Source organism: Allosphingosinicella sp. (assembly GCF_036403745.1).
Classification (GTDB): Bacteria; Pseudomonadota; Alphaproteobacteria; order Sphingomonadales; family Sphingomonadaceae; genus Allosphingosinicella.
In genome coordinates this window covers 43008-67899 of the sequence record NZ_DASWQI010000095.1, presented here as the reverse complement: position 1 = coordinate 67899, position 24892 = coordinate 43008, and the positions used below count along the sequence as shown (strand labels likewise).

At 69.2% G+C, this 24892-nt stretch carries 25 protein-coding genes; 15 read left to right on the top strand and 10 right to left on the bottom strand.

What is annotated here, in order from left to right:
• Positions 1-5 precede the first annotated feature (5 nt).
• Positions 6-935 (bottom strand): tRNA (adenosine(37)-N6)-dimethylallyltransferase MiaA, encoded by a 930-nt coding sequence (gene miaA / locus VGC56_RS18630; protein WP_464127305.1) that lies wholly within the window; start codon positions 933-935, stop codon positions 6-8.
• On the opposite strand from miaA, the gene serB reads away from it, so the two are divergent.
• Positions 928-1809, top strand: a complete 882-nt coding sequence (gene serB / locus VGC56_RS18625) for a phosphoserine phosphatase SerB (RefSeq protein WP_464127303.1) — start codon at positions 928-930, stop codon at positions 1807-1809. The two genes, miaA and serB, sit on opposite strands and share 8 nt — an antisense overlap.
• Here the strand turns inward: serB and VGC56_RS18620 are convergent.
• Together VGC56_RS18620 and VGC56_RS18615 are read right to left on the bottom strand one after the other, a co-directional pair.
• Positions 1806-2123, bottom strand: a complete 318-nt coding sequence (locus tag VGC56_RS18620) for a PilZ domain-containing protein (RefSeq protein WP_464127301.1) — start codon at positions 2121-2123, stop codon at positions 1806-1808. The two genes, serB and VGC56_RS18620, sit on opposite strands and share 4 nt — an antisense overlap.
• 74 nt (positions 2124-2197) lie before the next feature.
• Entirely contained in the window at positions 2198-3178 is a 981-nt protein-coding gene (locus VGC56_RS18615; RefSeq protein WP_464127299.1) for an SPOR domain-containing protein, read from the bottom strand.
• 197 nt (positions 3179-3375) lie between these two features.
• Here VGC56_RS18615 and VGC56_RS18610 point away from each other — a divergent pair, with 197 nt between their 5' ends.
• Genes VGC56_RS18610 through VGC56_RS18600 form a run of 3 tightly spaced genes read left to right on the top strand, consistent with a single transcriptional unit; the run spans position 3376 to position 6363 of the window.
• Positions 3376-4098 carry an AAA family ATPase gene (locus VGC56_RS18610; RefSeq protein ID WP_464127297.1) on the top strand — a complete coding sequence of 241 codons (723 nt, stop codon included), beginning with the start codon at positions 3376-3378 and terminating at the stop codon, positions 4096-4098.
• Positions 4099-4112: 14 nt separating this feature from the next.
• Positions 4113-4970, top strand: coding sequence for a hypothetical protein (locus VGC56_RS18605; protein ID WP_464127295.1), 858 nt, complete (start codon positions 4113-4115; stop codon positions 4968-4970).
• Between the two features lie 22 nt (positions 4971-4992).
• The gene (locus tag VGC56_RS18600) at positions 4993-6363 is read left to right on the top strand and encodes an SPOR domain-containing protein (protein WP_464127294.1); all 1371 of its coding nucleotides are present in this window, start codon (positions 4993-4995) and stop codon (positions 6361-6363) included.
• Positions 6364-6446: 83 nt separating this feature from the next.
• Here the strand turns inward: VGC56_RS18600 and VGC56_RS18595 are convergent, their stop codons facing one another.
• Positions 6447-7376, bottom strand: coding sequence for an aspartate carbamoyltransferase catalytic subunit (locus VGC56_RS18595; RefSeq protein WP_464127292.1), 930 nt, complete (start codon positions 7374-7376; stop codon positions 6447-6449).
• Between the two features lie 84 nt (positions 7377-7460).
• Here VGC56_RS18595 and VGC56_RS18590 point away from each other — a divergent pair, with 84 nt between their 5' ends.
• Both VGC56_RS18590 and VGC56_RS18585 read left to right on the top strand, forming a co-directional pair.
• The gene (locus tag VGC56_RS18590; protein WP_464127291.1) at positions 7461-8219 is read left to right on the top strand and encodes a Stf0 family sulfotransferase; all 759 of its coding nucleotides are present in this window, start codon (positions 7461-7463) and stop codon (positions 8217-8219) included.
• Complete coding sequence (locus VGC56_RS18585; protein ID WP_464127289.1) at positions 8216-9010, top strand: hypothetical protein; 795 nt, start codon at positions 8216-8218, stop codon at positions 9008-9010. The genes VGC56_RS18590 and VGC56_RS18585 overlap by 4 nt, the downstream gene beginning before the upstream one ends.
• Here VGC56_RS18585 and VGC56_RS18580 read toward each other — a convergent pair.
• Genes VGC56_RS18580 through VGC56_RS18570 form a run of 3 tightly spaced genes read right to left on the bottom strand, consistent with a single transcriptional unit; the run spans position 8986 to position 11502 of the window.
• Complete coding sequence (locus VGC56_RS18580; RefSeq protein WP_464127288.1) at positions 8986-9897, bottom strand: radical SAM protein; 912 nt, start codon at positions 9895-9897, stop codon at positions 8986-8988. The two genes, VGC56_RS18585 and VGC56_RS18580, sit on opposite strands and share 25 nt — an antisense overlap.
• A 37-nt stretch (positions 9898-9934) precedes the next feature.
• Positions 9935-10396: a Holliday junction resolvase RuvX gene (gene ruvX / locus VGC56_RS18575; RefSeq protein WP_464127286.1), complete on the bottom strand. Its 462-nt coding sequence runs from the start codon at positions 10394-10396 to the stop codon at positions 9935-9937.
• On the bottom strand, positions 10393-11502 hold the full coding sequence (locus VGC56_RS18570) for a DUF3089 domain-containing protein (RefSeq protein WP_464127386.1): 1110 nt from the start codon (positions 11500-11502) through the stop codon (positions 10393-10395). Before VGC56_RS18570 ends, ruvX begins: the two co-directional genes overlap by 4 nt.
• 138 nt (positions 11503-11640) lie before the next feature.
• Here VGC56_RS18570 and gatC point away from each other — a divergent pair, with 138 nt between their 5' ends.
• From gatC to gatB, 3 genes are all read left to right on the top strand, one after another.
• Complete coding sequence (gene gatC / locus VGC56_RS18565; protein ID WP_464127284.1) at positions 11641-11928, top strand: Asp-tRNA(Asn)/Glu-tRNA(Gln) amidotransferase subunit GatC; 288 nt, start codon at positions 11641-11643, stop codon at positions 11926-11928.
• The gene (gatA, locus tag VGC56_RS18560) at positions 11928-13409 is read left to right on the top strand and encodes an Asp-tRNA(Asn)/Glu-tRNA(Gln) amidotransferase subunit GatA (RefSeq protein ID WP_464127282.1); all 1482 of its coding nucleotides are present in this window, start codon (positions 11928-11930) and stop codon (positions 13407-13409) included. The genes gatC and gatA overlap by 1 nt, the downstream gene beginning before the upstream one ends.
• 174 nt (positions 13410-13583) lie before the next feature.
• A complete protein-coding gene (gatB, locus tag VGC56_RS18555) occupies positions 13584-15062 on the top strand; it encodes an Asp-tRNA(Asn)/Glu-tRNA(Gln) amidotransferase subunit GatB (RefSeq protein ID WP_464127280.1) in 1479 nt (492 codons plus the stop codon).
• A gap of 15 nt (positions 15063-15077) precedes the next feature.
• Here the strand turns inward: gatB and VGC56_RS18550 are convergent, their stop codons facing one another.
• Genes VGC56_RS18550 through VGC56_RS18540 form a run of 3 tightly spaced genes read right to left on the bottom strand, consistent with a single transcriptional unit; the run spans position 15078 to position 19176 of the window.
• Positions 15078-17354, bottom strand: coding sequence for a hypothetical protein (locus tag VGC56_RS18550; protein WP_464127277.1), 2277 nt, complete (start codon positions 17352-17354; stop codon positions 15078-15080).
• Between the two features lie 4 nt (positions 17355-17358).
• Positions 17359-18339, bottom strand: coding sequence for a hypothetical protein (locus VGC56_RS18545; RefSeq protein ID WP_464127276.1), 981 nt, complete (start codon positions 18337-18339; stop codon positions 17359-17361).
• Between the two features lie 30 nt (positions 18340-18369).
• Positions 18370-19176, bottom strand: coding sequence for a hypothetical protein (locus VGC56_RS18540; protein ID WP_464127275.1), 807 nt, complete (start codon positions 19174-19176; stop codon positions 18370-18372).
• A 181-nt stretch (positions 19177-19357) separates the two neighbouring features.
• Between VGC56_RS18540 and VGC56_RS18535 the strand changes: the two genes are divergently transcribed.
• The 6 genes from VGC56_RS18535 (at position 19358) to VGC56_RS18510 (ending at position 24817) form a co-directional block, all read left to right on the top strand.
• On the top strand, positions 19358-19621 hold the full coding sequence (locus tag VGC56_RS18535; RefSeq protein ID WP_464127273.1) for a hypothetical protein: 264 nt from the start codon (positions 19358-19360) through the stop codon (positions 19619-19621).
• A gap of 1 nt (position 19622) precedes the next feature.
• Positions 19623-19874 (top strand): hypothetical protein, encoded by a 252-nt coding sequence (locus tag VGC56_RS18530; RefSeq protein WP_464127271.1) that lies wholly within the window; start codon positions 19623-19625, stop codon positions 19872-19874.
• A gap of 33 nt (positions 19875-19907) precedes the next feature.
• A complete protein-coding gene (locus VGC56_RS18525) occupies positions 19908-22358 on the top strand; it encodes a S9 family peptidase (RefSeq protein WP_464127269.1) in 2451 nt (816 codons plus the stop codon).
• Positions 22355-22783, top strand: coding sequence for a MarR family transcriptional regulator (locus tag VGC56_RS18520; protein ID WP_464127268.1), 429 nt, complete (start codon positions 22355-22357; stop codon positions 22781-22783). The genes VGC56_RS18525 and VGC56_RS18520 overlap by 4 nt, the downstream gene beginning before the upstream one ends.
• 54 nt (positions 22784-22837) lie before the next feature.
• Positions 22838-23821 carry a glycerophosphodiester phosphodiesterase family protein gene (locus VGC56_RS18515; protein WP_464127267.1) on the top strand — a complete coding sequence of 328 codons (984 nt, stop codon included), beginning with the start codon at positions 22838-22840 and terminating at the stop codon, positions 23819-23821.
• A 471-nt stretch (positions 23822-24292) separates the two neighbouring features.
• Positions 24293-24817 carry a DUF1993 domain-containing protein gene (locus tag VGC56_RS18510; protein WP_464127265.1) on the top strand — a complete coding sequence of 175 codons (525 nt, stop codon included), beginning with the start codon at positions 24293-24295 and terminating at the stop codon, positions 24815-24817.
• Positions 24818-24892: the final 75 nt, after the last annotated feature.

The following is a 24892-nucleotide window of genomic DNA, read 5'->3' as shown; positions in this document are numbered from 1 at the left end:
CCTTCCTAGCGCCGAACCAGCCGGAGGGCATCCGCCAGCGTCGTCGGCCCAAGCGGTTCGGCGAAGCGCGGCCAGTCCGCTGGCGGCTGGTGCGCGAACCAGGTGTATTGGCGCTTGGCATAGCGGCGCGTCGCAAGGCGGCCGGCGGCCAGTGCCTCCTCGCGCGTCGCCTCGCCGCGGAGGAAGGCGGCAATCTCCCGCACGCCGATCGCCCGCATCACCGGCAGCGTCGGCGGCAGGTCTCGCGCGATGAGTGAGGAAACCTCAGCAAGTCCTTCTTCCGACATCATTGTGTCGAAACGCGCATCACATCTCTCATACAGCCACGCCCGCGGCGGCAGCAGCAGGAGAGGGCGCAGCGCCACCGTACCGGCGATGCCGCCGACCCGCTCGCGCTGCCAGTCGGCAAGGGTCCGACCCGTCGAGCGCACCACTTCCAGCGCCCGTGCCACGCGGCTCGTGTCGGACGCCCGCAGGCGGCCGGCCGCACCAGGATCCTCCCGCCGCAACGCTTGGTGCGCTTCGGCCACCGGCAGCGCACGCACCGCCTCGCGAATCGCGGGATCGATCTCCGGCACGGGAGCAATGCCGTCGAGGAGGGTGCGCAGATAGAGGCCGGTGCCGCCGACGAGGATCGGCAGCTTGCCCACCCGATGGGACTCGGCGATCGCCGCTCCGGCCTCCTCGGCCCAATCCGCCGCCGAGCACGGGTCGCCGCCGTCCCGCGTCCCGTAGAGGCGGTGAGGAAATCGCGCTTCCTCCTCCTCGGATGGCCGCGCAGAGATGACCCGCAAGTCCCTGTAAACCTGGGCACTGTCGGCGTTGACGATGACGCAATCGCCTTCCGCTTCAGCCAAAGCCAGCGCGAGCGCCGACTTGCCGCTGGCCGTTGGCCCCGCGATAAGCGCGAGGGCCGGGAGGTCGTCGATGTTCATCGCCACGTTGATAGCAAAGGAGCGGCTGAGAGACGGCGATATTTCTGCGGCCGAGGATCGCATGGCGATGGTCGGCGCCCATAGCTTCGCGCGCAGCTGGATCGACGAGGAAAAAGCCTGCGACCTGCTGTTCAGCCAGGGCGAGGACGCGGCGCGCATCGCGCTGGAGGGCGCGCTCGACGAAGTCGACGTCATCGTCCAGCCCGAGGCCGAGCGCCGCCGCCGCCTGCTCATCGCCGACATGGATTCGACGATGATCCAGGTCGAATGCATCGACGAGCTCGCCGATTATGCCGGTCTCAAGTCCGAAGTTGCCGCCATCACCGAGCGGGCGATGCGCGGCGAGCTCGACTTCGAAGCGGCGCTTAAGGCCCGGGTCAAATTGCTAGAAGGCCTCGAAGCCTCGGCCATCGACCGCTGCCGCGAGGAGCGGGTGCGCCTGACGCCGGGCGCCCGCGCCCTTGTCCGCACGCTCCGGCGGGACGGCGCGGCGACGGTTCTGGTCTCCGGCGGCTTCACCGCCTTTGCCGATCCGGTCGGCATCGAGATCGGCTTCGAGAGCGTCCTCGCGAATCGGCTGCTGGTCAAGGACGGGCGGCTGACCGGCAAGGTCGCCACCCCCATCGTCGGCGCGCAGACCAAGCGCCAGACCCTCCTCGACGCCCTCGCCGCGAACGGCCTCGAGGCGACGGCGGCGCTCGCGGTCGGCGACGGGGCCAACGATATTCCGATGATCGAGGCGGCCGGCCTCGGCGTCGCCTACCACGCCAAGCCGGCCGCAGCGGCTGCGGCCCGCGCCCGCATTGTCCATGGCGACCTGACGGTGCTCCTCTACGCGCTGGGCTATGCGCGCGGCGACTGGGAGGCCGATTAAGCGGGGCGGCTCATGTCCGCGGTGATCGCCGCCAGCGCGAAGGCCACCGAAGCCTCGCCGCAATCGAAGGCGAGCTGGACGCCGTCGCGGGCGACGGCGCGCACCACGGCGGGGATCGTCCCCGCCTCAGGATGCTGGAGCGCGACGCGATCGCCCACCGAAGGCCGCGCATTGGTCTCGAGGAACGCGCCGCGCGCCGAGATGTCGCGCATCGCGGCGGGGGAGGGGGTGTCGGCGAGGAGGACGCACATGCGCCGGCGCCGCCACCGCGTCGCCATCGCGCTCTTCGCGCCGATCCGTCCGACTGCACCCATGATGCGTCCCCTCCTGTCCCGGGGGATGAGGCTAGCGGCGAGGCGCGAACATTCGGTTAAGGTGCGACCTGCGGTTAAGGCGCGACCGGGAAGCAGGCCGAGCCCGCCGCCTTGGCCGCCGCGCAGACCCGATCGGCCGCGGCGCGGTTCGCCAGCGGCCCCGCCTGGAGGCGCGTCACCGCCCCGGCCTGCTGGGTGATCGGCCGCAGCCCGCCGAACGCCGCGATCTTGGCCCTCAGCGTACCCCATTGCTTCTGCGCATTCGCCGCGCTCGAGAACGCGCCGAGCTGGACCCGCCACCCGCCGCCGCCACCCGCAGGCGCCGCGGCAGGCGCGGGATGGGCCGGTGCGGGCCTGGGCGCAGGCGCCGCCTGCGCGGTGCGGACCGGCCGCTGTGCCGGCAGCGTCGAGGCGGTCGCCGAACTGGGATTGAACGGGGTCGGCCGTCCGGCGGCCGTACGCGGCGGCGCGGCGGCTGCCGCGGCCTGCGTCCGCTCCATCTGCGCGGCGAGGGCAAGGCCCTGGCGGCGCTGGGGCAGGGGCACGAACTTGTCCATCTGGGTGAGGTTGCCCGCCGCCTGCGGCAGGCCCTGGGCGGCGGCGCGGCTCATCAGCGCATAAGCGCGCGGCCAGTCCTTGCCCGCGCCGGGAAGGTCGCCGTTGAAGAGGGCGGTGCCGAGCACGTACTGCGCCCGCGGGTCGCCGGCGTCGGCGGCTTTGCGGATCCACGGCAGCGCACGGGTGCGGTCGCCGTTCTGGAACAGGATGAGGCCAAGATTGGCCTGCGCCTGGGCATGGCCCTGCTGCGCCGCTCGTTCATACCAGCTTTGCGCGGTGCCGAGGTCGGCGGGCACGCCGCGGCCGAGCTTGTAGGCCTGGCCGAGGTTGAACTGGGCGTCGGCATCGCCCTTGTCGGCGAGCGGGCGCCATTCCTTGACGGCGGCGCCGAAATTCCCCGCCTGCCACGCGTCGACGCCTTCCTTCACGCCCGCGAAGGCGGAGGTGGCAAGAAGGATGGCGGCCGCTGCCGCGATCTGCCGAGCCGGAATGCGCATGTCGTAAAAGCTCCTGCGAAATGCTGGTCTTACCCTGTTGCGCCCTGCCTAGCGCGTTTTCGTTAACGCGCTCTTAGCGATCCTGCGTGCATCCTCGTTTGCGGTGGGGCGAGGTGCCGTGGGGGCATCCCGTCATTAACCGAAATTTAGCCGTCCCCGGCGCAAAGGACCGGGGAAGGATGAGCCAAGGGGAAGTCATGCGCGTTCTCGCACTGTCATCGCAAAAGGGAGGTTCGGGCAAGACGACCTTGTCCGGGCACCTGGCCGTGCAGGCCCAGCTCGCCGGCGCCGGGCCGGTCGTCCTCATCGACATCGACCCGCAGGGCTCGCTCGCCGACTGGTGGAACGAGCGCGAGGCGGAGATGCCGGCCTTCGCCCAGACCACGGTCGCGCGGCTCGCCGCCGATCTCGAAGTGCTGAAGCAGCAGGGCTTCAAGCTCGCCGTGATCGACACGCCGCCCGCCATCACCATGGCGATCCAGAGCGTCATCCAGGTCGCCGAGCTGATCCTCATCCCGACCCGGCCGAGCCCGCACGATTTGCGCGCCGTCGGCGCCACCGTCGATCTGTGCGAACGCGCCGGCAAGCCCTTGATCTTCGTCGTCAACGCCGCGACCCCCAAGGCGCGGATCACCCACGAAGCCGCCGTCGCCTTGTCGCAGCACGGCACCGTCGCCCCGGTCACCCTCCACCACCGCACCGATTTCGCCGCCTCGATGATCGATGGCCGCACCGTGATGGAAGTCGACCCCAACGGCCGCTCCGCCAAGGAAGTCGTCGAGCTGTGGGACTATGTCGCCGACCGGCTCGAAAAGAATTTCCGCCGCACCGTCTTCGCGCCGCCGACCGGCGGCTATTCGCAGCACCCCGCAATGCCTCGACCCGCTGCCGGCTTCGGCCGGCGCGTCGTCGGCCAGTGAGGGGGGCACAGACCATGGCTGAAGCCAAACCCTTCGCCTCCCTCTCCTCCGGCCTCCTCGCCCGCAAGGGCACCGCCAAGCCCGCCATGCGCCCCCAGGGGTTCGGCAGCTTCGGCGGCAGCCTCGAGGATCTCGGCTGGAACGACATGGGCCACCCGGCCGCGGAGCACGTCCCCTCGTCGGTCGAGGCGCTGACTCCCGCGCCGCGCCTTCACGCCGTCTCGGAGCCGAGCTACGAGCCGCCTGCCTTGCAACCGGGCGAGCCGCCAGTCTTCGAGCAGCAGCGCGCCATCGAGCAGAGCTTCTCCGAAGCCGAGCCCGACGAGGCGTACGAGGCCGAGGAAGCTTACGAGCCGGAGCAGGATGAGGCCTTCGTGGCCGAGCCGGAGCCGGAGCCGCAGCCCGAGGAGGCTTTCGAGGCAGAGCCCGAAGTCGCTTTCGAGGCTGAGTCCGAAGTGACCGTCGAGCCCGAGCCTGAGCCCGAGCCGGAACTCGAAGCGACGTTCGAGCCTGAGCCCGAAGTCGCCGTCGAGCCCGAGCCTGAGCCTGAGCCGGAACCCGAAGCCGCGTTCGAGCGTGAGCCCGAAGTCGCCGTCGAGCCCGAGCCAGAGCCCGAGCCGGTGCGCGCAGCGCCCGAGCCGGCGCCGGTCGTCTCGATCTCGAACCGCCGGCTGCCGGCACCGCGGGGCAAGGCGGCGTTCACGCTCCGCCTCGATCCGGACCGGCATCTGCAGCTGCGGCTGGCCTGCGCCGTCACGCGGCGCTCGGCGCAGCAGCTTGTCACCGGCGCATTGGACGAATTCCTGAACAGCCTGCCCGAAGTGCAGGCGCTCGCGGAGCGGGTGCCGGCCGGGGCGGGGCGCGGCCGATAAAGCATAAGCGGAGGGGTTTCGAATGGAACGGCAAGTCGCAATCAAGCTCGCGGTCTCGGCGCTGGCGCTCACCACCACGATGGTCGCCTGCAAGCCGGCCGCCATGGCCTATCACCCCGCAATCGCCTCCGAAGCGCCGGCCGCGAAAAAGGCCAACGACGCGTTCCAGAAGGCGCAGGGCTTCGTCCACGCCGGCAAGCTCGCGCCGGCGCTGAGCGCGGCCGAGGAAGCGGTGGCGTTCGCGCCGCGCGACGTCGGCTACCGCATGCTGCTCGCCGACCTCTATTTGAAAACCGGCCGCTTCCAGTCTGCCGAGACCACTTATGGCGACGTGCTGAAGCTCGATCCGGAGAACAAGCGCGCCGGCCTCAGTATCGCTCTGTCGGAGATCGCCCTTGGCCGCCCCGCGGCCGCGGTCGCCACCCTCGACGGCATCAGCGAAACCTCGCCGGCCGGCGACGTCGGCCTCGCTTATGCGCTCGCCGGCAAGACCGAGCGGGCGATCGGCATCCTCGAGACCGCGGCCCGCGCCCCCGGCGCCGACGGCCGCGTCCGCCAGAATCTGGCGCTCGCCTATGCCCTGTCCGGCGACTGGGCCAAGGCCCGCGCCACCGCTGCGCAGGACGTCTCTCCCGCCGAGCTTGCGGGCCGCCTGCAGAAATGGGCGGCGCTCGCCAACCCTTCGGCCCCGGCCGAGCGTGTCGCGGCCCTGTTCGGCACCCATTCGGTCGCGGATCCCGGCCAGCCGACCCGCCTCGCCCTCGCCGATCCGGCGCCGCAGCATTTCGCCGCCGCCGATCCCGCGCCTGAGCCGGCCCCCGTCGCCGTCGCCGCGCTCGCGCCGGAGACGCGTCAGCCCGAGCCGGTGCAGGTGGTGCTCGCCCCGCCTGTGGCCGAGCCCGTCACCATCGCCGCGCCTGCCGCGCCGGCCGCCCCCGCAGCCGCTTCGGTGCAGTGGGCCGAAGCGACCAAGCCGGTTCTCGCCAGCGAAGCCCGCCCCGGCGCCGCGCCGCGCCTCAAGCTCGCGTCGCTGCCGCATTTCGCCGCCATCCCGGCCCGCAAGGCGCCGCCGCGCGTGCAGGCGCCGGTCGTCCCTGGCAAGTTCGCCGTCCAGCTCGGCGCCTTTTCGACCTCGGCCGCCGTCGAGCGCGCCTGGGCGCAGGCCTATCGGCGCTACGGCTTTGCCGGCAACACGGCGCTGTCGACCACCTTCAGCGTCGCCGGACGCGGCACCTTCCATCGCCTGTCGGTGGCCGGCTTCGCCAATCGCGGCGCCGCCGATCGCATCTGCGCCTCGGTCCGCGCCCATGGCGGCGCCTGCTTCGTCCGCGCCGTCGCCGGCGACGCGCCGGTCAAATGGGCCAGCCGCTATTCCGCGACCCGCCACGGCTGAGACAGGGGACAGTCTATCTGACTGTCCCCTCCAGCGCCGGTACAGCGGGGACAGTCAATAGACTGTCCCCGTCAAAGGGGGATCTACTCCCGCCGCGCCCGCGTCAGCACGTCGAGCACCGCCATCCGCACCGCGACGCCATTCTCGACCTGGTCGAGGATCGCCGAGCGGTCGGGATCGTCGGCGAGCGCGCCCTCGATCTCGACGCCGCGGTTCATCGGGCCCGGGTGCATGACCAAAGCATCCGGCGCGGCCCGGTCCAGCCGCGCGTAAGTGAGGCCGTAGCGGGCGTGGAAGTCGGCGAGGGTCCCCGAGACGCTCTCCTCCATCCGCTCGCGCTGGATGCGCAGCATCATCACCACGTCGGCGTCCTTTATGCCCTCGTCGAGATCGGTGAAGGTGGCCGCGCCGCCCGCATCGTCGGGAAGGAGGGCAGGGGGCCCGACCAGCCGCACTTCGGCGCCCAGCTTCGGCAGCAGCTTACGGTTCGATCCGGCGACCCGGCTGTGGCGGATGTCGCCGCAGATCGCGACCGTGAGCCCTTCGATCCGCCCCTTGCGCCGCCGCATGGTCAGCGCGTCGAGCAGCGCCTGGGTTGGATGCTCGTTGGTGCCGTCGCCGCCGTTCACCACTGGGCAGCCCGCAACCTCGGCGACCTGCTGCGGCGCACCGCTCTCATTGTGGCGGACCACCATGACGTCCGGGCGCATCGCGTTCAAGGTAAGGGCGGTGTCGATCAGGCTCTCGCCCTTCCTGACGCTCGACCCGCCGGGATGGAAGTTCGCCACCTGCGCGCCGAGCCTTTTCCCCGCCACTTCGAACGAGAAAAGCGTGCGGGTCGAATTCTCGAAGAACAGGTTGAACTGGGTGAGCCCCGCGAGGCGCCGGTCTTCCTTCCGCGCCTGCCGCCCGAAGTCGATCCACGGCTCCGCCTCGTCGAGCAGGAACAGGATGTCTTCGGCGGAAAGCGGGTCGATCCCGAGCAGATGGCGGTGCGGAAAGGGGCGCGGCATCGGCTTGGCCGTCTAGCGGGCAGGGCGGGAGGCGGCAAGGCGGCGGCTTGACGCAGCGACGCGCTTCGGGCTCTCCCGGTGGCGATGACGCGCGCCCCCGACATGCCGCCCCTGCGCGGCTATGCGATCTGCGGCGAGGCGCGGTCCGGGAGCATCTTCCTGTGCCACCTGCTGCGCTCGACCGGGCTGCTCGGGCGGCCGACGGAATTCTTCCATGACGCCGCCGTCGCGCGGGAGGTCGTGGCTGCTCCGGAGACTATACTCGCGCGCCTCGTCGAGGCGGCGGCGACTCCCAACGGCGTCTACGGCCTCAAGGTTTTCACGCGGCATTTCGAGCAGGTCGCGGCGGCCCGCTGGGCGGAGCGCCTGCCGGGTCTCGGCTTCGTCTCCCTGACCCGGGCCGATGTGCTTGGCCAGGCGATCTCCCTCGCCCGCGCCGTCCAGACCGGCCAGTACAAGCTGGGCGATCCGTGGGAAGGCGAGCCCCGCTACGACTCCGCCCTTATCGCCGACTGCCTGGCGCGCATCGTCTACGGCCAGGCGCGGTGGGAAAGCTGGTTCGCCCGCAACGGCATCGCGCCGCTGCGCCTCGTCTACGAACAGGTCGTCGAGGCGCCGCAGGAGGCGGTGGACGCGATCGCACGGCTCGCCGGTCTCGACGCGCCGGCGCCGATCGACCTCTCCCAGGTCGAGGTGCGGGTTCAGCGCGACGCCGCGACCCTTGAATGGCGCGAGCGGTTCGTGCGCGAGAAGCGCGATCTCGGCTATCTCGACGGCGGCCGCCTGTTCAGCCGCCTCGGCCGCGGCGCCGCCTTGGCGCGCTGGTTCCTCGGGCCGCGATGAGCGCCACGGTCTGCAACACCTTGTGGATCGGCCCGCGCCTCGGGCCGGTCGAACGCGCCTGCCTGCGCTCGGTCCTGCGCCAGGGGCATCCTCTCCTGCTGTGGTGCTACGACATCCCGGAAGGGGTCCCTGCCGGTGTCGAGGTCCGGGACGCCGCCGCCATCGTGCCCCGCGAGGCGATCGTCATGCACAAAGCGGGCAGCCACGCCCTCTTCGCCAACCGCTTTCGCTACGAGCTCCAGCGCCGCGGTCTCGGCCTCTGGATCGATTGCGACATCTACCTGGTGAAGCCCCTGGACGGCCTCGACGGGCTCGACGGCCTCGACGGCCACGTCTTCGGCTGGGCCGCGCCGGGGCACATCAACAATGCCGTGCTGCGCCTCCCCCCCGACTCGCCGCTGCTGCCGCCCCTGCTTCGACTGTTCGAGGAGCGGGAGGTGCCGCCCTGGCTGGCGCTGCGTCCGCGCATCGCCGCCTGGCTTCGTCTTAAGCGTAGCGGCCGGACCGGCCTGTCGCGCATGCCGTGGGGCTCGGCAGGGCCGCTCGCGCTGACCTGGCTGGCCGAGCGGCACGGCCTCGCCGGCTGCGCGCTGCCGGCGGCGGTTTTCTATCCGATGCACTGGGACCGCGCCCGCTGGATTCTCGATCCCGGCATCGCGCTCGAGCAGGTGGCGGGGCCGGAGACTCGCGCCGTCCACCTCTGGAACGAGCTGATCAAGGGCTTCAAGGAGGCGCCGGCCCCGCCGGGCTGCTTCCTTGCCCGGCTTCAGGCGGAAGGCGCCGCGGACTGACGCCGCCGGCCGCGGCGCCGTTCGGCAAAGGCCGCATACGCGGCTTGCCAGCTTTCGGACGTCTGCTGGCCTGGCATGCCCGTTTCCAGGTCGCGCTTGAAGTGGCCGCACCAGCTGCAGAACAGCCGCATCTGGTCGCGCATCCCGTCCTCGCCCGCGGGTAGCGCCGGCCGCCCCGCATCGAGCCCGAGCACCCGGTCGATCCCCGCGGCGACGGCGCAGGGATAGTAGCCGGTGGTTCCAAGGCCCATGCCGCATTCCGACGCGATGCGGCAGCCGTTGGTGAAGTCGCTCGCCGCGTAGGCGGGAAGGTCGCGCGGCGCGACGTTGAACGAGGCGAACGCCTGCTGCTCGCCGCCCTGCTCGTCTTTTTCGGAAGCGTTGATCCGCACGTCGCTGGGAATGCGGGCGAGGACGGCGGCGACCTTCGGCCCGAAACCGTTGCTGGTGACCTCGATCCGCGTCTCCGGCGACTGTTCGTCGCGATAGGCGCGAAGCTGATCGAGCATCTCGAAGAAGTCCGGGTGCAGCGTCGGCTCGCCGCCGAGCAGGCGGATGCGCTCCCAGCGGGTGCCGGCCCGCACCGACTCCTCGATGAACATGGCGATTCGCGCCGGCGTCATCCGCTCCGCGCCGGGGGCCTGCGGGACCGAGCGGTTGCAGTTCGCGCAGCTGAGGTTGCAGGCATAAGTGAGGTCGATCTCGATCCGCCGCCTGGAGCGGGCATATTGCGGGCCGAGCAGCCGCGTCACGAGACGGTGCGTGCGCAGCCGCGGGAAGGGTCCGTGGAGGCGCAGGTGCCAGACCCGCCTGCCGAGCGGCCGCGACGGATCGAACCGGCGCCCGATCCACGCCCTTGCGCGTCGGAGGGGGGAAGGGAGGCTCACCGGGCCGCTCTAGCGGCGCGAGGCTCTCACGGCCACCCTAGCCCATGGTGAGCGCGTCGATCGCGCCCTGGAGAATGTAGGCGGCGGCCATCTTGTCGACGAGCTCGGCGCGGCGGGCGCGGCTGGCGTCGGCGTCGAGGAGGGTGCGGGTCACCGCCTGGGTGGACCAGCGCTCGTCCCACAGCAGCAGCGGCAGGCCGAGCGGCGCAAGGTTGCGGGCGAAGGCGCGCACCGACTGGGTGCGCGGGCTGTCCGTTCCATCGAGGTTGAGCGGCAGGCCGGCGACCAGCCCCTTGACCCGCTGCGCCGCCGCCAGCGCCCGGAGCCGCTCCATGTCGGCGGTGAACTTGCCGCGGGTGAGCAATTCGGCCGGCGATGCGATCGTCCAGCCGGCGTCGCACAGAGCGAGGCCGATCGTCTTGGTGCCGACGTCCATCCCGAGCAGCCGCCCGCCCTCCGGCAGCGCCTCGCGATACTCGGCCGCCGACGCGGTGATCACCGCCCCTTCTCCCAGGCCGCCAGCCGCGCCGCCGCGTCGGCGCGGATGTTCGCCCAGAACAGGGCATAATCGTAGACGTGGTAGTTGTTGCCGGGCAGCGCGTAAGGTCCGAGGTCGGGCACCTGCTCCCCGATCAGCAGGAAGCCGCGCGGGTCGCAGCGCGCGGGGACGCCGGGGGCGCTGAGCTTGCCCTCGGTGAGTTCCTTATTCGGAATGAGGATCCCTTTGTTCGCGGCCGCCGGCGCCGCTCCGCCGAGGGCGCCGGTGAGAGGGTTGGTGCAGAGCATCGGCGTGCCCCGCCGCGGCGCCCCGGTGAGGCCAGTGGAGGGGTCGTAGACGTCGGTGATCATCTTGGGATCGGCGGGCTCGCGGAAGCTCTGCCAGGAGAGGATGCAGCCGGCCTGGTCGGGGGCCGCGCAGGCGGGGAGGCCAAGCTTCGGCAGGTCCGCGCTGACCGAGATCGGCCAGCCGACGACGTAGGCCGCGACTACCCGTTTCGCGAGCGACGTCCCCGCTACCTTCTCCGCCAGCAGCCGGGTCAGGTGGAGGCTGCCCTGGCTGTGGCCGGCAAGGACGATCGGGCGGTCCTTCGGCGCATGGGCGACGAACCAGTCGAACGCGGCGGCGACGTCGCGATAGGCGAAATCCAGCGCCTTCGCCGCATCCGCCCGCGTGGTGAGGAACGCGCCGAACGTCGCCTGCCGGTACTTCGGCGCCCAGACTTCGCCGATGCCGTTGAAGGCGCTCGCCTGGCTCTGCACGAACAATCGTGCCCGCCATTGCGATTCGCTGTCGTCGATCGACGCGTTCCACTGCGCGCGCTGGAGGTAGGAGGTGGGGTGGATGAAGAAGATCTCCGCCCGCACCGCCGCGCCGCGCGCCACACCCGGCGGCGTCCACAGCGAGGGGTTGCCGGGGATATCGGGCCGGGCGATCCACAAGGCCGGCTTGTCGTAGGCGAGGGGCGCCGCGGCCTTCGCCTCGAAGCGCTCGCCCGGGATCATGGCCAGCTTCATCAGCTGCGCCTCGAACAGGCGATAGCCGAGCGCCCCCGCCATGACGAGCATGGTGAGGATCGCCACCACCCACAGGAAACGCCTTGCCAGCATGGCGCCGCGCCCAACAGCATCGACCGCCTGATGGCAAGGGTTATGGCAAGTGTTGATGCAGCGCAGCACGAATGCTAGCGCCGCCTCGGCCTCCCCCGTGCCCGCCACGAGGAAGGCCCCGCCACAAGGAACGCCATGTCCGTAGACGCCGCCACCGTGCGCCACATTGCGCGCCTCGCCCGCATCGCCGTCAGCGATGCCGAGGTCGCTGCGCTCGCGCCCGAACTGAACAACATTTTGGGCTGGGTCGAGCAATTGCAGGAAGTCGACGTCGCCGGCGTCGAACCGATGACCGCCGTCATCCCCAATTTCCTGCGCCTGCGCGAAGACGCCGTCACCGACGGCGGCATCCGCGCAAAGGTGTTGGCGAATGCTCCTGCGGCCGAGCACGGCTTCTTCGCCGTCCCGAAGGTGATCGAATAGTGGCCAACCTCACCGATCTCGGTGTCGCCGCCATCCGCGACGGCGTGCGCGACGGCGCCTTTTCCGCCCGCGAGGTGGCCGAAGCGTTCAACGCCGCCGTCGCGAAGGGGAGGGCGCTCAACGCCTACACGGTCGAGACGCCGGAGCGCGCCCTCGCCGCCGCCGACGCCGCCGACGCGGCGCGGGCTGCGGGCGACTTAAAGCCGCTGTCGGGCGTGCCGCTCGGCATCAAGGATCTGTTCGCCACCGAAGGCGTCGCCACCACGGCCGGCAGCCGCATCCTCGAAGGCTTCACGCCGCCGTACGAGTCCACGGTCTCGGGCAACCTCCTGCGCGCCGGCGCCGGCATGCTCGGCAAATTAAACATGGATGAGTTCGCGATGGGCTCGTCGAACGAGACCAGTGCCTGGGGGCCCGTCCTCTCCCCTTGGCGGCGAAGCGATGGTGGCAACGCGCCCCTGACCCCGGGCGGCTCGTCGGGCGGCTCCGCCTCGGCCGTCGCGGCGCGGCTCGCGCCAGGCGTCACCGGCACCGACACGGGCGGGTCGATCCGCCAGCCCGCCGCCTTCGTCGGCATCTCGGGCATCAAGCCGACTTACGGCCGCTGCTCGCGCTGGGGCATGGTCGCCTTCGCCTCCTCGCTCGACCAGGCCGGCCCGATGGCGCGCGACGTCAAGGACTGCGCGATCATGCTCGAGGCGATGGCCGGCTTCGACCCGAAGGATTCAACCTCGCTCGATTTGCCGGTGCCGAACTGGGAGGCGGCCCTCTCCAGCGACATACGCGGCAAGCGCATCGGCATTCCCAGCGAATATCGCATCGACGGCGTCCCCGCCGAGATCGACGAGGTCTGGGAAAAGGGCATCGCCCTCATGCGCGACGCCGGCGCCGAGATCGTCGAGGTGTCTCTCCCGCACACCAAATACGCGCTGCCGACCTACTACATCATCGCCCCGGCCGAAGCGTCGTCCAACCTCGCCCGCTATGACGGCGTCCGTTACGGCCGCCGCGTCCAGCCGGAGCAGGGCTCGCTTACCGACATGTACGAGGCGACCCGCGCCGCCGGCTTCGGCGCCGAGGTCAAGCGGCGCATCATGATCGGCACTTACGTTTTATCCGCAGGCTTTTACGACGCCTACTTCAACCAGGCCCAGAAGGTCCGCGCCCTTATCGCACGCGACTTCGACCGGGCCTGGGAAAGCTGCGACCTCCTCCTCACCCCGACGGCGCCCTCCGCGGCCTTCGCGCTCGGCGAGAAGTCGAACGACCCGATCGCCATGTATCTGAACGACGTCTTCGCCGTCCCCGCCAGCCTCGCCGGCCTGCCCGCAATGTCGGTCCCCGCGGGCCTCAACGCCGAAGGCCTCCCCCTCGGCCTCCAACTCGTCGGCAAGGCGCTCGACGAGCAATCCGTCCTCAACGCCGCTTTGGCCTTGGAAGAACGCGCCGGCTTCACCGCCCGCCCGGAGGCGTGGTGGTGATGCATAGGCCGATGTTGGCGCGCGGAGACGCAGAGGCGCAGAGAGGCCGCGTCACTGTCGCGCGCAGCGCATATTCGAATCCTGTCCATTCGGAAGGGCTTCGCCTCAAGGTTCCCTGCAGCCCCTCTGCGTCTCTGCGTCTCTGCGCGAACCCACACCTTCCTGGATCTTCCCATGTCTGATTACCGCATCCACGGTGCCACCGGCGAATGGGAGGTCGTGATCGGCCTCGAAGTCCACGCCCAGGTCACCTCCAAGGCGAAGCTTTTCTCCGGCGCCTCGACCGAGTTTGGGGCCGAGCCGAACACGCAGGTGAGCCTCGTCGACGCGGCGATGCCGGGGATGCTGCCGGTGCCGAACGCCGAGTGCATCCGCCAGGCGGTGCGCACCGGCATGGCGCTCGAGGCGCAGATCAACCCCTGGTCGCGCTTCGACCGGAAGAATTACTTCTACGCCGACCTCCCGCAGGGCTACCAGATCAGCCAGCTCTACCACCCGATCGTCGGCGAGGGAGAGATCGAGATCCTCGTCGACGAGAAGGACGAAGGCTCGGCCAAGCGTGTCGGCATCGAGCGCATCCATCTGGAGCAGGATGCCGGCAAGCTGATGCACGATCAGCACCCATCCATGTCCTACGTCGATCTCAACCGCTCGGGCGTCGCCCTGATGGAGATCGTCTCGAAGCCCGACATGCGTTCTCCCGAGGAAGCAGGGGCTTACGTCCGCAAGCTTCGATCCATTCTCCGGTACGTCGGCTCGTGCGACGGCAATATGGAACAGGGCTCGATGCGCGCCGACGTCAACGTCTCGGTGCGCAAGCCCGGCGACCCGTTCGGCACCCGCACCGAGACCAAGAACGTCAATTCGGTCCGCTTCATCATGGCGGCGATCGACTATGAGGCGAACCGCCAGGTCGACGTGCTGGAGGGCGGCGGCTTTATCGTCCAGGAAACCCGTTTGTGGGATCCCGACAAGGCCGAGACGCGCTCGCTCCGCTCCAAGGAAGAAGCGCACGATTACCGCTACTTCCCCGATCCGGACCTGTTGCCCGTAGAACTCGCCGACACCTTCCTCGCCGAGTGCCGCGGCTCGCTTCCGGAACTCCCCGACGCCAAGCGCCGCCGTTACGAGCAGGTCCTCGGTCTCCCGGCGTACAACGCGGCGGTGCTCACCGCGGACGTCGACACCGCCCGCTGGTTCGAGGTGCTGCTGGAGAAGGTCGGCGACGGGCATGCCGTCCGCGCCTCCAACTGGGTGACGTCGGAGCTGTTCGGTGCCTTGAACCGCCTCGGCAAGACACTTGCCGAGAGCCCCGTCAGCCCGTCCCAGGCCGCCGAGCTTCTCCGCCTGATCGCCGACGGCACCCTTTCCGGGACGCTGGCCAAGCAGGTGTTCGAGATCATGCTCGACACCGGCGAGAACCCCGGCGCCATCGTCGAGGCCCGCGGGCTCCGGCAGACCAGCGACACCGGCGCGATCGACAAGGTCATCGTCGAGGTGCTCGCCGCCAACCCGGACAAGGTGGCCGAATACCGCTCCGGCAAGGACAAGCTCTTCGGCTTCTTCGTCGGCCAGACGATGAAGGCGATGGCCGGCAAGGCCAATCCGCAGGTAGTGAACGAACTGCTCAGGGAGGCTTTGAGGTCCAGCTGAACCGGGCTTGGCCCGCTAGGCTCTCCGCGCGGCTTCGTCGCGAATTCTACTGACCCTAGTCCTGTACCGAGAATATCGCACCTCCGGCTTCCGCATAAAATCAAATATCAGAAGAGCGGCGCCTGCGGCAAACAAGGATAAGATGCCGGAGAGTATCAGGAGCTGGAACTGGGATACCCCGGACGAACGAATCCCGTCGCCATAATAAGTCTCCCGCGGCAGGACGCCCCACAGCATGACATAAAAGAATGGCAAGGTCGTCACCCCCACGGCCAGGGCAGCGATGCGGTGTAGAAGGGTGCTCGCATCGCGGCGGCCGGACCCGAGGCTCTGGCGCATCTTTGCAAGGAGCTCCAGTCGAAGCGTGCGGAGCGCCTGCGCCTGACTCGACGTCTCGCGTTCTTCCGCTCTGAACAGGGTGCCCTCAGTATCGACGGCGTCGAGATAGATGCTGCCCAGAACGTCGAACCCGTCATTCTGCACATAGGCTTCGTTATCGATCAGCAACTCTCGCAATGCTTGGCGCTCGTCGCCGAGGAAGCCGTGCTGCAGAGCGACGCTTAGCCGCTCGAGGCCGTCCCGAAGCTCGACTTTGGTCACCGTTTTCCGGTTCTGCCGCTCGGTCGAGGAGAGTTCCGCGGAGCGTTGGGCGAGGAGCTGCGCCGTCTGCGCCTCATTGCCTTCCCGAATCCTTTGAATTTCGGCCAGCGCGGCCTCGACCTTGCGGAATCGTTCATTCAGGTCGTCTGAAGGCGTTTGAAGTGCTGGAACCTCTGCGAGGCAGCCCGTAAGCTGCTCCCGCAACTCCACCGCGAAGCTCTCCTCGCGGAAAACGATCGGGCGTACGGCTCCACCAAGCAAGGCTTGGACGGCGTGACTGGCATAGCCGACGGTGACGGCGATCAGCTCCTGCGCTTCGCCGTTGCTCTGCAGTTGGTGCGCGAGCGAACTCACTTGTTGGGCGAGGCGGGATTCGCCGGCCGCGTCCGTTGCCGTGGCGAGGACGACCCCCACCCGCGCACCCGTCTTCGACTCCACCGCCCATACGACCAAGTCTGTCGCCGGATAATCGAGGCGCCACGCGGAAAGCTTCATCTCGCGCGCGCAACGGGAGAAAAGCTGCTGAGCAAGCTGGGCTCGATCCTCGATCGTGCCGGCCGCTCGCGCGGCGATGGCGACGTCCTCGATCGTCAGGATCTCCGTGTTTCCCTGCTTGAGCTCCCATGCGTGATAGCCGATCTGGAGAATCTCGCGCGTATTGCCGCCCGAGATGTCGTTGATCGCCGCGACCACATCCGATGCGATATGCGCTTTGCCGTCTAGGTAGACCGACAAAAGGAGATCGGTTTCGGCGATCGACAGATTCCCTACCCCGATGGTCGCGCGGCCCTTGAAGCGCGGCCACACATCCCTCGGAAGCTCTTCCCAAGCCCGCGACGTGCCGGCGAGCACGAGCATCGCCGATTTGCCCCCCAGTTGTTCGGCAAGCTTCTTCACTATCGAGCTGCTGGTCGCGGTATTGTCAGGCGGCATGAAGTTTTCGACCTGATCGAGCAAAACGATCAGTGGGACGTTCGCCTCCCGAAACAGGGTGGCGAGCGTCTCGAGCGCATCGATCGCCACCTGCGCGGCATCTTCCGACGCGCCGAACAGGGACGTCTTGAACAACTCGCCGGGCAACTCCGCGGGCGCGCCGGACAGCCACTCGAATGCGGCATCGCCATACGCCGGATCTTCCAGCAGGCCGATCGCGAAGGCGACGCGGCTCGAGACCGCGGAAGAGAGGCTTCCCTTTTCGAGCGCATTGCGAAGCTCGAGATGCAACTCGTTCGGATCCAGCAGCCTTCCTTCGAATGCCGTCTCCAGCGAGCGCGTTTCTTCGATCCTGTCTCCTTCGCCGACGGTGGCCGCAGCCATTTGCATGCGTCGCTGCCCTTGGCGCACAAGAGCCTCCGCAACGAGGTCGAGCAGGTCGCGACGGGTAAAGTTCTGGAGCAGGGTGCGGTACGTCTCCACCATGTTCGGAGTGTCGGTCTTGGCGTAGATCGATCGAACTGGGACGCTCTGGAATTCGGAAGCGGTCCGGCTGAGCCAGGTCAGCAGCGAGGTCTTGCCCGTACCATGGCCGCCACAAAGAGCGAGCGCGGGCGCCGGCGCGGGATAGGCGCGCAGGTAGGTGATCAGCTCGTCGCGCAGGCTCCGCATATAGGAGAATTCGGCAAATTCCTGTGCGCTCGAGCCGTAGGTGGTGACCGCTTTCGCCGGAAACGGATTGTCGAGCCGGTCGAGCATGGCGTCACTCGAACGATTGGGCGACGTCCGCCGCGGTGACTTCAGGAGAGCGGGCGGGGTCAGACATGGAAGCGAGCTTCCCGGCTAGCGCCCCGCTCGCCTTCTGGATGGCAAGGCGCATCGGAATCGGGACCGTCCCGCTGCCGCCTGACGCGGCGAAGATCTGCTGGATGGCCGCCGGGTTGAAGGGGAAGGCCGGGCGGGGAGGGTTCGCTCCGGGGGGACGCTCGGCGGCGAACCGCCTTTCGACATAGCTCTGGAACTGGTCCGCCTCGATGCGCGGGGCGTTCACCCAGGCGACCGGTTGCTGGCGAAGGGAAAAGCGGCTTCTGACGTAGCTCGCATGGTCGGGTACCGTTACGGAAAGTATGGCGATGTCGGCGAACCCCTGAACCATATCCAGCGCCTCGAGGGCCGCATCCTTGCTGATCGTGTGGTTCAATGCGTCGAGAAGAACGACGATCTGCGCACCGGGGATGCCGTCCTGAATGTCGTCTTTGAGAAGGGGAAGAAGGTTGGCCGGATCAGGCGCTGTCCCCGGGGCTGCCAGTTCCTTCCAGTTCGTGAAGGTTTCCAGTAGCACCTTGCCCACCGCAGCGTCCCGCTTCGCGACAACTCGTTGCAGGTTTTGCACCAGCACCGATCCGCGCGTCGCCTTGTCCTGGTCGGTGACGAGCAGTTTTATCCGGACCACGAGAGGGTCGAGATTCGCGCGTTCTCGGACTTCGTAGAGGAGCAGGTTTTCGAGTGAGCTGCGTCCGCAGCCATTGGGCCCGCTGACCAGAAAAGTGGTCGTGTTGCCGGTGGCGATGCTGAAAACCTTCACACGGCCGTTCGAGTCGAGCTCTCCCGCACGGCTTGCGTCTCGCCAATCGTAGAAGTCCCAATAATAAGCGAGCTGACAGGCGTCCTGCTGCGGCGAGAGCGCCGCTTGCGAGTGGGGAAACGGATCCCTCGCCAAAAGCCAAGTGGCATGACCGTACACCTAGGCGCTCATACTCACGATCCCCTCCGATCAATCAAGCTTCTCCGCTAGAGCGGGCATCCACATCCTGAGTTCGTTGACGAGCACGGTCAAGTGCCCGTTCCTGCAACTCGACACAATCTTCTTCCTCGGCCTTCGTGGAAGCGCCCCAAGAATCTCGTGTTTCGCCAGGATCTCGTACGCCAACTGCCCCGGTTTCTCCATATGCTCTGCATGGAGAACGGCCTTCAGTTCGTCTCCGGCTTGTCCGATCTTCTCGTCCTCCAGCTGGAGGAACGAGGCGAGCATGTCGCGCTCGTCTTTCCACTGCTTGGCACGGGCGGCGGCGAAGCCGATCGCGGCCGTCAGCAGCGCGGGAGCGAGGAGGCCGAAAAACCACTTTGCGGCTGTCAATGGCACCGATTCGGGAACTCCAGCGATGGAGACCGGCGCAATCGCCGCCTGCCCCCGGGAGTTGAGCGCCACGACATCGCCCTGCACCGCCGCGCCGGAACGGAGCACGGACGGCTCGAGCTGGACCGCGAGTCGCGTAAATACGAACGGGCGAGCGAAACGAAGGGCGGCCCGCTGCTTCCACGCCTTGCCGGGGGGCGGGCAATTCCCCTGTGGCGCGACCGCCACGGGCGATGTGCCCAGGCCTCTGGAAAACACGAGTAGGGTGTCTGGTCTCGTCGCCGCGACATCGAAGAACAGGCAGGTGCGCCCATGAGAGGCGTCCGCCACGTTTACTGGCGCCAGATAGCCCGCGAAGACGGCGGGCGCGTCATTCTCCCCTGTTGGCCACGCGGCGCCTGCCGCCACCATCGAAAGCGCGCCGAGTGCCGCGACCCTGAGCATGGCTGGCTTCCTCCGCTCGCTGAATAGCAGCCCGAAGGCAGGTCTGGCCAGCACGACGTCGCGCGGCGTGCGTTCCGCTTGCGCCGCGACTCCCGCTCCCGCCGGTGCGGTAACCAAGTTTCAACGCCGCGGCGGCTAGAACCGGTGCTCGGGCTTCAACCCCTTGTGCCGGGAGCCGCAATTGGCGATCTTCAAATATACCAACTATTTGGCCCAGTCGAAGAGCACGTCCTTCGACCAGCCGCTGCAGCCGTCCTCGTTCGTGCCGTGCGGAGGCATCTACCGCTGCACAGGCTGCGGCACCGAGATCGCGTCGGAAGGCATCGGCCTGCTCCCCGATCGCAGCCACCACAAGCATGCGCCGGGGCAGCCGCCGATGGCCTGGCAGCTCACCGTCGCGACGGTCGCCACGCACCCGCAGCCCTACCTCCACGGCGCCGCCTGAGATGGGAGCCCAGAAGAGCTCGCTCTCCTTTCGCCTCGCCAAGGCGCTCGACACCGGCCGCGCCGAACGCCGCCTGACCCGCGAGCGCATCCTCCTCGACCTTTTGAACAAGCGCGCCGCCGCCCGCCAGGCGGGTCTCACCGACCTCGAAGAGCAGCTGCGCGAACAGATACGCTGGGCGCTTCCCGTGCACGGCGAAGCCGAGGCCCGGGACGCCGAGCCGCCCGCTGGACACAAGCCGCCGAGGAGCTAAGCTCCCTTCGATCCGTTCGAAGGGGTTCCAATCTTGCCGAAAAGCCCGTCCCTGCGCGCCGCCGCGCTTGCAGCCGCCTGCTTCCTCTGTGCCCCGGCCCTCGCCGCGGACGGCTACCACCACGCGCCGCCGGCCATCGCGCGCATCCTCGCCGCCGCGCCGACGCCAGGCGTGCTGGTCAGCCGCGACCACCGCGTTCTGGCCATCCTCGGCCGGGAGAATCTGCCGAGCATCGTCAACCTCTCGAAGCCGATCCTGCGCCTCGCCGGTTTCCGCATCGATCCTGCCACCAACGGGCCGGCGGAAGTGCGGGTGCAATGGCTGAACGCGCTCTCGTTCAAGGATCTCGCCACCGGCGCGACCGTTGCGGTGAATCTCCCCGCCGGCGCCCGCTTCAGCTCGCCCGGCTGGTCGCCGGACGGCCAGCATCTCGCCCTCGTCATGCAGGAGCCGAACGGCCTCGCTTTGTGGATCGCAGACCGCAGCGGGGCGGCGCGGCCGCTGGTGCGCGGCGTCAACGCGGCGTTCGGCAGCGCCTACGAATGGGCGCCCGACAGCCGCTCCGTTCTGGTCGACACGATCCTCGCCGATCGCGGCGCTCCGCCGGTTCGCGGCAACACCCCCACCGGCCCGATCGTTCAGGAGAGCAAGGGCCGCACCTCCGCCGCCCGCACCTATGAGGACCTCCTCGCCGATTCCGTCGACGAGCAATTGTTCGACTATTATTTCACCGGCCGGCTCACCCGCGTCGACCTCACCGGTGCCGCGACCCCCATAGGCGAGCCCGGCCTGTTTTCCGACTTCAGCCTGTCGCCGGACGGCCGGTTCCTCCTCGTCCAGCGGCTGAAGCGCCCTTATTCCTATCTCCACCCCGCCGAATTCTTTCCGACGGAGATCGCAATCTGGACCGCCGATGGCCGTCCTGTCCGCACCCTGGTCGACCGCCCGCTCGCCGACGACCTGCCGGTCGATTTCGACGCCGTCGTGAAAGGGCCGCGCGAGGCGGAATGGCGGGCCGACGCCCCCGCCACCCTCGTCTGGACGGAAGCGCTCGACGGCGGCGATCCCAAGGCCAAGGTGCCGCACCACGACCGGCTGCTGATGCAGGCGGCGCCGTTCGACGCGCCGCCGGTCGAGCTCGCCCGCACCGAGCGGCGCTACGCCCGCACCTTCTGGGGCGACGACGGCTTCGCTATGGTGGTCGACCGCCAATGGCGCACCCGCACCGAGGGCCGCTACGCCGTCGGCCCCGGTCATCCGGGTGAAGCGCGCCTCCTCGCCACCCGCAATTATCAGGACCAATATGGCGACCCCGGCCGTCCCATCCTCGAGGCGAACGCCGCCGGCAAGCCGGTGATGCGCTTCACCGCCGATCATCGCGCCGTGTTCGTGACGGGGGAGGGGGCAAGCGCCGCCGGCGCCTTCCCATTCCTCGCCACCTTCCCGACCGCCGGCGGCCCGCAACAGCGGCTCTGGGCGGCGAGCGCGCCTTATTACGAAGAGGTCGTGGCCCTGCTCGACGACAAGGGCGGCAAGCTCCTGACGCGCCGCGAAAGCGCGCTGCTCGCGCCGAACTATTTCGTCCGCACCGTCGGGGGGAAGGGCCCCGCGAACCCCGTCACCGCCTTCCCGGACCCGGCGCCGGAGCTGGCGAAGGCGACCAAGCGCACCATCACCTACGCCCGCGCCGACGGGCTGAAGCTGTCGGGCACCCTCTACACCCCCGCGGGCTACGATCCGAAGCGGGACGGACCGCTGCCGACCTTGCTCTGGGCCTATCCGGCCGAGTTCACCGACCCGCGCGTCGCCGGGCAGACCGTCGACCAGGGCAACCGCTTCACCCGCCCGCGCGGCATCAGCCACCTCTTCCTGCTCACCCAGGGCTATGCCGTCCTCGACAACCCGTCGATGCCGATCGTCGGCGAGAAGGGCGCCGAGCCCAATGACACCTATGTGGTGCAGCTCCAGGCCGATGCGCAGGCGGCCGTCGACGCAGTGGTGGCATTGGGCGTCGGCGACCGCGACCGCATGGCGGTCGGCGGCCACAGCTACGGCGCCTTCATGACCGCGAACCTCCTCGCCCACACCAATTTGTTCCGCGCCGGCATCGCCCGCTCCGGCGCCTACAACCGCACCCTGACCCCGTTCGGCTTCCAGGCCGAGCAGCGCACCTATTGGCAGGCGGTGCCGACCTATACCGAGATGTCGCCCTTCACCTTCGCCGACAAGATCAAGGCGCCGATCCTCCTCATCCACGGCGGCGCCGACGACAATAGCGGCACCTTCCCCATCCAGTCCGAACGCTTCTACGCCGCGCTCAAGGGCAATGGCGGCACGGTCCGCTACGTCGTGCTCCCCAACGAGCCGCACGGCTATCGCGGCATGGAATCGACCGAGGAGACGCTCTGGCAGATGACCGACTGGCTCGACCACTATGTGAAGCCGAAGCGCACCGCCCCTGCAACGGCCGCTGCGGCGCCTTGAGGGAGCCCGGCCATGAGGCTGCGGCGAGGCTCCAGACCCTCGCCACCCGGCTGCTGAGGCTGGCCCGGCGGCGCGAAGGAGAGGGCGGCATCGGCAGCGCCCAATATTCGGCGATGGCGGCGCTCCACGTCGAATCGCCGCTGCCGCTGGTCGAGCTCGCCCGTCGCGAGCGTGTGTCGCACCCCACGATGAGCCGGGTGGTCGCCGCACTGGTGCGGCAGGGCCTCGTCGCCCGGGTCGCCGACGCGCGCGACCGCCGCTCCCGCCTGCTCACCCTGACGGATGAGGGCAGGGCGGTGTACGAGGGGATCAGCGGCCGCCGCATCGCCGTCACCGCGGCCATTCTCTCCCTCCTGAAGCCTGAAAGCGTGGCCGATGTCCTCGCCGCGGTAGAGACGGTCGCGGCGCGGCTGGAGGCGGATTGACAGTGGCCGGAAAGTCCGTAGCTTAGCTACGCATATCAGGCGCGGGAGGCGGGCGTGGCGGTGAGAAAGCGGATAGTCTGGCTCGGCGCGGGCCTCGTGGTCGCCAGCGGCATCTACCTCAACAACGCTTCCTGGGCCGCGCACCCGACGGAAGGGCTGACGATCCTCTCTCACCGCGGCGTCCACCAGACCTACCGGCGCGAAGGGCTGACCAACGAGACCTGCACTGCCTCCCGGATCGACCCGCCGACGCACGCCTTCCTCGAGAATACGCTGCCGTCGATGAAGGCCGCCTTCGCTTTGGGTGCGGATGTGGTCGAGCTGGACGTCCATCCGACCGCCGACGGCAATTTCGCGGTCTTCCACGACTGGACGGTGGATTGCCGCACCGAGGGCCACGGCGTGACTCGCGGCAAGTCCATGGCCGAATTGAAGCGGCTGGACGTCGGTTATGGCTACACCGCGGATGGCGGCAGGACCTTTCCCTTTCGGGGCAAGGGGGCGGGCCTGATGCCATCCCTCGACGAGGTGCTTCGCGCCTTCCCGAACCGGCGCTTCCTGATCAACTTCAAGAGCAACGACCCGCGCGAGGGTGAGGCAATGGCCGCCTGGCTCGCGGCGCGGCCCTGGGCGCGGGTGGAGCGGCTGAGCTTCTATGGCGGCGAGCGGCCCGCCGAGCGGCTCCGCACCCTGCGGCCCGACCTGAAGACGATGTCGCGCGGCTCTCTGAAGGGGTGCGCGAAGGCCTACCTCCTCCTTGGCTGGACCGGCTACGTCCCCGCCGCCTGCCGCCACAGCGTGGTCTTCGTGCCGATCAACTATCGCTGGGCCGCGTGGGGCTGGCCGAACCGGCTCCTGGCGCGAATGGAGGCGGCCGGCTCCGACGTCTACGCCATCGCCCCCGTCGACCGCCACGACCCCGGCCTCGGCGGCATCGACACGCCGGAGCAGGTGGCGAGGCTGGGCCCCGCCTTCCGCGGCGGCGTCTCGACCGACCGCATCGACGTCGTCGGCCCGCTTCTGAAGCGGAGGCCGTGAACGCTGCGGAAATCCTCGCACGGGACGGCGGTGTGGGCACCACAAGTCCTCCCTGTCCGCGCCGCGGATGGGGAGGGGGACCACCCGGGTGGTGGAGGGGCCGCGCGCCGTCGCGCAGGGGCATCGGGGACAGTCACCGTGACTGTCCGCCGACTCTCTCTACTCCCCACCCTGTAAGGGAGGGCCCGGGGGTGGGTGGCCGAGCGTAGCACGAGGTGACAGGTACGTGACAGGCACGTACCTGTCACCAAGCGGGAGCTGACCAGGCTCAGCGAGCCTACGATCGACCGGGGGGTCAGGGCCGACACCCTCCGCGCCTCTGCGATCCTCCGCGCTCTCCGCGCGAACCCTTCAACCCTTACGCCCCGGCTCCGGCGAGGCGGCTGTCGCCCCAGCCGGCCTTTGCCCTTGCCGCCGTTCGCGCAGATGCTGAGGAAGGCACGCCCCGCCTCTCGAGGAAAGGTGAAGCCCATGCCAATTTCGCTCTACGACCTCAGTGTCCCGACCTTTCTGCAGACGGTGCGGGCGCTCGGTGGCGTGCTTGGCCGGGCCGCCGCGCATTGCGCGGAGGCGGGCGGCGATCCGGAGGAGTTCGTCGGTGTGCGGCTGGTCGACGACATGGCCCCGTTCCACTTCCAGATCGAAGCGGCCTGGCACCATGCGGTGTGGGGGCTGGAGGCGGCGAAGACCGGCCGCTTCGCCCCGCCGGCGCTGGCCGGACCGGTCCCCTACGCGGCGCTGCAGGGGATGATCGCCAGCGCGGAAGCGGCCCTCGAAGCCTTTACCCCAGAGGACGTCAACAGCTGGGAGGGCAGGGCGCTGGACCTGCAGATCGGCCCGCGCCGGCTCGCCTTCACGTCGGAGACCCTGATCCTCTCCTTTTCGCTGCCGAATTTCCATTTCCACGCCGTCACCGCCTACGATATCCTCCGCGCCCGCGGCGTGCCACTCGGCAAGCGCGACTATGAAGGGCTGCTGCGCACCAGATCGGGCTGAATGCCGATCGGGTCTTGAAAGGCGGGCTCCCATGCGCGGGCCGTCGCAATCCCTAGCAGTGCGGGCGTTCATTGG

Excerpts from the sequence above, each read along its gene's own strand:
- serB (WP_464127303.1), top strand. The coding sequence starts at position 928 with ATGTTCATCGCCACGTTGATAGCAAAGGAGCGGCTGAGAGACGGCGAT.
- miaA (WP_464127305.1), bottom strand. The coding sequence starts at position 935 with ATGAACATCGACGACCTCCCGGCCCTCGCGCTTATCGCGGGGCCAACG.
- VGC56_RS18620 (WP_464127301.1), bottom strand. The coding sequence starts at position 2,123 with ATGGGTGCAGTCGGACGGATCGGCGCGAAGAGCGCGATGGCGACGCGG.
- VGC56_RS18615 (WP_464127299.1), bottom strand. The coding sequence starts at position 3,178 with ATGCGCATTCCGGCTCGGCAGATCGCGGCAGCGGCCGCCATCCTTCTT.
- VGC56_RS18610 (WP_464127297.1), top strand. The coding sequence starts at position 3,376 with ATGCGCGTTCTCGCACTGTCATCGCAAAAGGGAGGTTCGGGCAAGACG.
- VGC56_RS18605 (WP_464127295.1), top strand. The coding sequence starts at position 4,113 with ATGGCTGAAGCCAAACCCTTCGCCTCCCTCTCCTCCGGCCTCCTCGCC.
- VGC56_RS18600 (WP_464127294.1), top strand. The coding sequence starts at position 4,993 with ATGGAACGGCAAGTCGCAATCAAGCTCGCGGTCTCGGCGCTGGCGCTC.
- VGC56_RS18595 (WP_464127292.1), bottom strand. The coding sequence starts at position 7,376 with ATGCCGCGCCCCTTTCCGCACCGCCATCTGCTCGGGATCGACCCGCTT.
- VGC56_RS18590 (WP_464127291.1), top strand. The coding sequence starts at position 7,461 with ATGACGCGCGCCCCCGACATGCCGCCCCTGCGCGGCTATGCGATCTGC.
- VGC56_RS18585 (WP_464127289.1), top strand. The coding sequence starts at position 8,216 with ATGAGCGCCACGGTCTGCAACACCTTGTGGATCGGCCCGCGCCTCGGG.
- gatC (WP_464127284.1), top strand. The coding sequence starts at position 11,641 with ATGTCCGTAGACGCCGCCACCGTGCGCCACATTGCGCGCCTCGCCCGC.
- gatB (WP_464127280.1), top strand. The coding sequence starts at position 13,584 with ATGTCTGATTACCGCATCCACGGTGCCACCGGCGAATGGGAGGTCGTG.
- VGC56_RS18550 (WP_464127277.1), bottom strand. The coding sequence starts at position 17,354 with ATGCTCGACCGGCTCGACAATCCGTTTCCGGCGAAAGCGGTCACCACC.
- VGC56_RS18540 (WP_464127275.1), bottom strand. The coding sequence starts at position 19,176 with ATGCTCAGGGTCGCGGCACTCGGCGCGCTTTCGATGGTGGCGGCAGGC.
- VGC56_RS18530 (WP_464127271.1), top strand. The coding sequence starts at position 19,623 with ATGGGAGCCCAGAAGAGCTCGCTCTCCTTTCGCCTCGCCAAGGCGCTC.
- VGC56_RS18510 (WP_464127265.1), top strand. The coding sequence starts at position 24,293 with ATGCCAATTTCGCTCTACGACCTCAGTGTCCCGACCTTTCTGCAGACG.